At 75.7% G+C, this 6,000-nt stretch carries 7 protein-coding genes and 2 pseudogenes; 6 read left to right on the forward strand and 3 right to left on the reverse strand.

What is annotated here, in order from left to right; genetic code table 11:
- Window positions 1-9: 9 nt before the first annotated feature.
- Both ACI8AG_RS19160 and ACI8AG_RS19165 read left to right on the forward strand, forming a co-directional pair.
- Window positions 10-480, forward strand: coding sequence for a winged helix-turn-helix transcriptional regulator (locus ACI8AG_RS19160; protein WP_456598285.1), 471 nt, complete (start codon window positions 10-12; stop codon window positions 478-480).
- A gap of 10 nt (window positions 481-490) precedes the next feature.
- A complete protein-coding gene (locus tag ACI8AG_RS19165; RefSeq protein ID WP_456598286.1) occupies window positions 491-946 on the forward strand; it encodes a hypothetical protein in 456 nt (151 codons plus the stop codon).
- Window positions 947-992: 46 nt separating this feature from the next.
- Here the strand turns inward: ACI8AG_RS19165 and ACI8AG_RS19170 are convergent.
- Window positions 993-1,556, reverse strand: a pseudogene (locus tag ACI8AG_RS19170) (peroxiredoxin family protein); the annotation flags it as partial.
- A 367-nt stretch (window positions 1,557-1,923) separates the two neighbouring features.
- On the opposite strand from ACI8AG_RS19170, the pseudogene ACI8AG_RS19175 reads away from it, so the two are divergent.
- A pseudogene (locus ACI8AG_RS19175) lies at window positions 1,924-2,349 on the forward strand (maleylpyruvate isomerase family mycothiol-dependent enzyme); the annotation flags it as partial.
- Window positions 2,303-2,569: a hypothetical protein gene (locus tag ACI8AG_RS19180; protein WP_456598290.1), complete on the forward strand. Its 267-nt coding sequence runs from the start codon at window positions 2,303-2,305 to the stop codon at window positions 2,567-2,569. The pseudogene ACI8AG_RS19175 and the gene ACI8AG_RS19180, both read left to right, overlap by 47 nt.
- Window positions 2,570-2,653: 84 nt before the next feature.
- On the opposite strand, the gene ACI8AG_RS19185 is transcribed toward ACI8AG_RS19180, so the two are convergent.
- Window positions 2,654-3,208, reverse strand: coding sequence for a hypothetical protein (locus tag ACI8AG_RS19185; RefSeq protein WP_456598287.1), 555 nt, complete (start codon window positions 3,206-3,208; stop codon window positions 2,654-2,656).
- Entirely contained in the window at window positions 3,208-4,341 is a 1,134-nt protein-coding gene (locus ACI8AG_RS19190) for a serine hydrolase domain-containing protein (RefSeq protein WP_456598288.1), read from the reverse strand. The genes ACI8AG_RS19185 and ACI8AG_RS19190 overlap by 1 nt, the downstream gene beginning before the upstream one ends.
- A 186-nt stretch (window positions 4,342-4,527) precedes the next feature.
- On the opposite strand from ACI8AG_RS19190, the gene ACI8AG_RS19195 reads away from it, so the two are divergent.
- Together ACI8AG_RS19195 and ACI8AG_RS19200 are read left to right on the forward strand one after the other, a co-directional pair.
- The gene (locus ACI8AG_RS19195) at window positions 4,528-5,169 is read left to right on the forward strand and encodes an NAD(P)-dependent oxidoreductase (RefSeq protein ID WP_456598289.1); all 642 of its coding nucleotides are present in this window, start codon (window positions 4,528-4,530) and stop codon (window positions 5,167-5,169) included.
- A gap of 221 nt (window positions 5,170-5,390) precedes the next feature.
- A complete protein-coding gene (locus ACI8AG_RS19200; RefSeq protein WP_456591120.1) occupies window positions 5,391-5,867 on the forward strand; it encodes a hypothetical protein in 477 nt (158 codons plus the stop codon).
- Window positions 5,868-6,000 lie beyond the last annotated feature (133 nt).

Here is a 6,000-nt window from a genome sequence, read left to right on the forward strand (position 1 = left end):
CCTGGTGCCATGACGACGCGACTGGACGAGCTCCCGGGCCGGCGTTGCTCCATCGCGGGCGCACTCGACGTCGTCGGTGACCGATGGGCCCTGCTCGTCGTGCGCGAGGTGTCGCTGGGTGCGCACCGGTTCAGCGAGATCCTGCGCGGCACCGGCGCGCCGAGGGAACGGCTGGCCGCCCGGCTGACCGCCCTGGTGGACGCCGGGGTGCTGGAGCGGCGGGAGTACAGCCGGAACCCGCCGCGCTCGGACTACCACCTGACCCGGGCGGGCCGCGACCTGCTGCCGGTGCTGCAGGCGCTCATGCAGTGGGGCGACCGCCACGTCGCCGATGCACCCCCGGCCGAGCTGCACCACCACGGGCACCGCATCACCGCCTCGTGGGTGTGCGACGTCTGCGGCGAGCCGGTGGGCGCCGGGACCGAGCGCCACGTCCCCGACGGCTCCGAGCCCGGGCACGGGCCGCTACCGGCCCCGTAGCCTCCGCCGCGTGGACGAGGCGACGACGCACCGGCGGCCGCACCGGCTCCGCGAGGTGGCCGCCACCCGCCGCGGCTACGTCCTCGCCTGGTGGGGGTTCACCGCGACGTTCGTGCTGCTGCGCCTGCTCACCTGGCTCATCCACATCGACGTCGACATCGCCGGCCTCGGTGACGTCGAGGCCGGCGGGGTCCACCTGCACCACTACGTCTGGGGCATCCTGCTGCTGGCGCTGATCGGGTTCCTGGGCCTGGGCGACCGCAGCCCGACGGTGCGCAGCGCGATGGGGCTGGGCTACGGCATCGGGCTGGCCCTGGTCGTCGACGAGGCGGCGCCGCTCATCCAGCTCGAGGACGTCTACTGGGACACCTTCGGCTGGGTCAGCGTCGGGATCGCCGTCGCCCTCATCGGCCTCGCGGGCAGCGTGCTGGCGCTCACCCGGTCCCCGCGCCAGCCCGGCACCTGAGCACCCGGTCGTCCGGCCGCCCCCCGGGGCCGGCCCGCCGGCGAGGTCAGCGGCCGTCCGGCGGGTGCTCCGCGCGCCACTCGTCGAAGGCGGCCAGGAACGACTCGGCCATCCGCTGCTCGGTCACGAGCTGCTCGCGGTCCCGCTCGTCGACCATCCGCTCGCTCAGCGCCATCGTGTTGAACCGGATCGCGCGGAAGTACGGGATGAACGACGAGGGCTTGAACGCCCGCTTCGACGGCTGCGGCTCCACGCCCTCCGGCGCCCACTCCACCACGGGCACCGGGTCGAGCCCGAGCTCCTCGACCGCGGCGAGCACGGGCTCGTCGTCGGTCCGGTCGGTGAAGTCCCGGGACAGCTCGTGGAACACCTCCCGCCCGTCCGGCGCCACCGCGACGACGACCGGCCGGAAGATCGAGGCGTCCTCGTCCCACGCGCCGAGCGGCTTGGCCAGGCGCTCGCCGCCAGGGTCGCTGACCCAGCGGAACGGCAGGTGCCAGGTGCGGTTCATCGCCAGCTGCACCTCCGGCGGATCGACGGAGGCGAGCACCACCTCGGCGCCGGCGTCGGCGAGGCGGGACAGGGACCGGGCCAGGCGGACCGCCTGGGCGCAGCAGTAGGGCTACCAGTCGCCCCGCAGGCCGACGAGCACGAGGGCAGCGCGCTCGTCGGCGCGCAGGGCCAGGAGGTCGGTGGCGTCCATGCACCGAGGCTACGGAGGCCCGGCGCCGCCCGCAGGGTCGCGCCGCGGCCGGGGGCCGGCTCCAGCGGCCCGCCGGTGCGCCACCCCGTGCTGCGGCGCTGGAGCCGGCGGCGGCGGATCGACGCGCTGTGTGCGGTCTCCCGGCGCGGGACCGACGCCCTCCTCGACGTCCCCACCGGCTGACCGCTCAGTTCCCGGTGCTCCCCCGGTCTGCCCTGCGCCTGCGCAGACGCCGACCACGAGGAGAACCATGCCGAAGCGCCCCCGGGTGGCGATGCTCGCCGCCGTCGCCGCCGAGCGGCTCGACCTGTGCGACGACCTCGAGACCCTCGACGAGCGCGATTGGGCTACCCCCTCGCTCTGCCGGGGCTGGACGGTGCACGACGTCCTCGCCCACCTGACGCTCGCCCACCGCCAGACGCTGCGCGCCACGCTGGCCCACGCGGTGCTCGCCCGCGGCGACTTCGACCGCGCGGAGCTGATGTGGGCGCGCGAGATCTCGGCCGAGCACCCCCCGGGCGAGCTGATCGCCCTGCTGAGGGCCACCGCCGGCGTCGACCACCGGGTGCCGTTGAGCTCGCCCCTCGACCCGCTCACCGACGTCCTCGTGCACGGCCAGGACATCGCCCCGCCCGCTCGGGCGGCGGCGGGCGATGCGCCCCGACCGGGTCGTCCCCGCCCTCGACCACGTGTGGCGCAGCGGGTTCTACGGCCGCCCCGAGCGAAGGTTCGCCGGGCTGCGGTTCGTGGCGACCGACGTCGACTGGGCCGCCGGCGCGGGCTGCCGGGAGGTGCACGGCCCCGTGGGCGATCTGCTGCTCCTGGCGACCGGCCGGCCGGACGCGCTGGACGCGCTCAGCGGCCCGGGTCTGGCCGAGGCCGCCGCGCGGGTGCTCGATGGCGAGCGCACCGCCGCCTGACCGGTTCGGCCGGATGTGCGCGCACCGTTCCCTCCGCGCGGCGGAGACGACGGTTGGTGCACACATCGGGCCGCAGGGGCGCGCTCAGGGCAGCCGGCCGGTCCCCGCCAGCTCGACCGCGGTCAGCACCTCCCACCGGACCGCGGTGCTGCCCGGCCGGATCAGCCGCCAGTAGCGGGCGAAGCGGCGCCGGGTCACGGCGTCGGTCGACGACACCCGGGTCTCCGAGCTGAGCTCGGTGCCGCTGCCCTGGGGCGTCAGCCGGAAGTCGATCGCCGCCTTGACCCAGCCGCGCTGCGTGAAGCGGCGGAACGCCTCCGCGTCGAGCACCGGCCCGTCGTCGCCGCCGTCCAGCCGCCAGGGCTGCAGCGCACCACCGAACACCAGCGACCGCGGCTCGTCCGACGCCAGCAGGGGCACGGGCAGCGCGTCGAGGAAGGGCCGGTCGTGCAGCTGCCCGACGCCGCGCCCGGCCAGCACCACCGGCAGGAACCGCGCGGCGCTCAGCACCAGCGTCACCGGCAGCCCGGAGAGCCGGACGGCGTGCAGCGCGTCCCAGACGGCGGCCGGCTCCGCGGCGATCCAGCGCGCCTGTCGGGTGACGTGCTCCGGCCGCGGCAGGACGTCGTCGAGCTCCATCAGCCCAGTGCGTCGTAGACGGCCCGCACGTAGGCCTCGCTGCGGGGCGAGCCGATCAGGCCGCTGCCCATCTTGTTCATCATGTAGGTGATCGTCAGCCGCCGGTCGAGGTCCATCACCGCCAGCGAGCCGCCCCAGCCGCCCCAGAAGCAGGTCCGGCCCGCCGGCACGTACGGCACGGTCGGCGAGCCCAGGCAGAAGCCCGTCCCCCACCGGAACGGCGCGCCGAGCACCAGGTCCACGCCGTCGGCCTGCACCTCGAACACCTTGTCCACCGTCTCGGGGGACAGCAGCCGCACGCCGCCGGCCTCGCCGCCCAGCGAGAGGATCCGCAGCACCCGCAGAACGCCGCGGGCGTTGGAGTGCCCGTTGAGCGCGCCGAGGTCCGCGGCCCGCCACTGCGGGGAGTTGGCCGCCTTGGCCGACGCCGTCGGGCCGGTGAAGGTCTTCACCGCGACCGACTCGGGGTCGAGGGTGCGCGGATCGACGTCCGGGGGCGGCGGGGGCACCACCGGCGCGATGCGGGTCACCTCCGACTCCCGCGCGCCGATCTGGAAGTCCGCGCCCAGCGGGTCGGCGATGGTGTCGGCCACGAACTTCTTGAACGTCGTGTTCGTGATCCGCCGGATCACCTCGCCGACCAGGTGCCCCTGGTTGTTGGCGTGGTAGCCCGCCGCCGTCCCGGGCTCCCACCACGGCCGCTGCTGCGCCAGCCGCTCGGTGGCCGAGGGCCAGTCGTACATGTCGCGGATCGAGAAAGGCTGCTCCCAGCCGGAGACGCCGGAGGTGTGCGACAGCAGCTGCCGCACCCGCACGTCCTTCTTCCCCTTCGCGCAGAACTCCGGCCAGTAGTCGCCCACCGGGGCGTCGAGGTCCAGCTCGCCGCGGTCGGCGAGGATCAGCGCGGCCAGCGCGACCACGCACTTCGTCGTCGACCAGACGTTGACGATCGTGTGCTCCGACCACGGCAGGGTGCGGGCCTCGTCGCGGTAGCCCCCCCACAGGTCGACGACGGTCTCCCCGTCCAGGTCGACGGCGACCGAGGCGCCGAGCTCCTCGCCGTCCAGCTGCTGCGCCAGCGCCTCGCGCACTCCCGCGAACCGCTCGTCGCACCTGCCGTGGACCTCGGCCATGAACCCTCCTCGTCGTGGGCGACGCCGTCGTCGCGACCGGAACGGATCATGGACACACTTCCTCGCCCGGCCCTCGTCCGCCACCCCGCCGGCCACGCCCGGGACGCCCGGTGCCTGTTGGTGGAATGCTCAACTACATCCTCTGGTTGCCGGATCCGACGGATCGACCAGCACGGAGGAGACGACATGGCACGGATCGGTGTGTTCGGTGGCACGGGCTACGCGGGTGGGTACCTGGTGGCCGAGGCCGCGGGGCGGGGCCACGCAGTGACGTCCTACAGCCGCAGCCTCCCCGACCAGGGGGTGGACGGCGCGACCTACGTGCAGGGCTCGCTGCTGGACGCGGCCACCCGCCGCGCGGCGTCGGAGAGCTCCGACGTCGTCGTGGTCGCCGTCGCCCCCCGCGGGGACATGGCCGGCGCTGTTCGCGGTGGCGTGGCCGCGCTCGCCGCCGAGGCCGAGCAGGCCGGCGTCCGCCTGGGCGTGATCGGCGGTGCCGGCTCGCTGCAGGTGACCGAGGGCGGACCGCTCCTGTTCGACACCCCCGGGTTCCCCGCCGAGTACCGCCCGGAGAGCCTCGAGATGGCCGCGGTCCTCGACGACCTGGTGGCGACCGACGGGCTGGACTGGTTCTACGTGTGCCCGCCCGCGGCGTTCGGGGCCTTCGCCCCCGGCGAGCCCCGGGGCACCTACCGAGTGGGCGGCGACGTGCTGCTCACCGACGACCAGGGCGAGTCGTTCATCGGCGGCGCCGACTTCGCGCGTGCCCTGGTCGACGAGATCGACCGGCCGGCCCACCGGCGGGCGCGATTCACCGTCGCCTACTGACCCCGGCTGCCGGCGGGCGACGTCCCAGCGGTGCTCTGCCTCTGCTCCCCGGTGGGAGCAGAGGCAGAGCACCGCGGGAGGACGGCCTGGCGTCAGCGCTCGAGGGCGTACATCCGCGACCTCCTCGCGGTGCGGCGTCGCGGCCTCAGTCCACAGGTTCCGACGACGGGCCACCGCGGCCGCAGCGCCTGCGGCAAGATCACCCGCCAGGAGGTGCGGACGTGTTCAGGTGGTTGGCGCGACGGCGGGACGAGGAGCCGGAGATCCCCGGCATGGTGTCGGACGGGCGGCGGCGGCGCACCCGCGAGCGGTCACGAGCGGTCGCCGGCCCCGAGCCTGCAGCGGTGCGGGAACCCTTGCTCATCGCCGCCCACGAGGACCACTGGCTCCTCGACATCGTCGACGGCGAGTTCGTCGACGACGCGGGCACCGACTGGGGGCAGCTGGACGGCCGCGCCTGCTCCGACCAGCTGCTGCGGTGGTTCGACGCCGGGCTGCTCGAGCTGCGCGACGACAGCGCAACGCCGGCAGGGGACCCGGAGCGACGGCGCATCAGCGATCTGCCGCTGCTGCCGCCCGACGCCGCGCGGGAGCTGCTGAGCCGGCCTGACGTGTGGCTCGAGGAGGGCCCCGGCGCGTACACCACCCTGGCCCCCACCGAGCTCGGCCGCAGCACACCCGCCGGCTCCTGGCCCTGAGCCGGCCCGGGGGGGGGGGGGGGGGGGGGGGGGGGGGGGGGGGGGGGGGGGGGGGGGGGGGGGGGGGGGGGGGGGGGGGGGGGGGGGGGGGGGGGGGGGGGGGGGGGGGGCCGGCGGGCGGCGCCGGCGCGGC

The organism is Blastococcus sp. SYSU DS0552 (assembly GCF_054050815.1).

Coding starts and splice junctions, on each gene's coding strand:
- ACI8AG_RS19160 (WP_456598285.1), top strand. CDS start 10: ATGACGACGCGACTGGACGAGCTCCCGGGCCGGCGTTGCTCCATCGCG.
- ACI8AG_RS19180 (WP_456598290.1), top strand. CDS start 2,303: ATGCGCCCCGACCGGGTCGTCCCCGCCCTCGACCACGTGTGGCGCAGC.
- ACI8AG_RS19185 (WP_456598287.1), bottom strand. CDS start 3,208: ATGGAGCTCGACGACGTCCTGCCGCGGCCGGAGCACGTCACCCGACAG.
- ACI8AG_RS19190 (WP_456598288.1), bottom strand. CDS start 4,341: ATGGCCGAGGTCCACGGCAGGTGCGACGAGCGGTTCGCGGGAGTGCGC.
- ACI8AG_RS19195 (WP_456598289.1), top strand. CDS start 4,528: ATGGCACGGATCGGTGTGTTCGGTGGCACGGGCTACGCGGGTGGGTAC.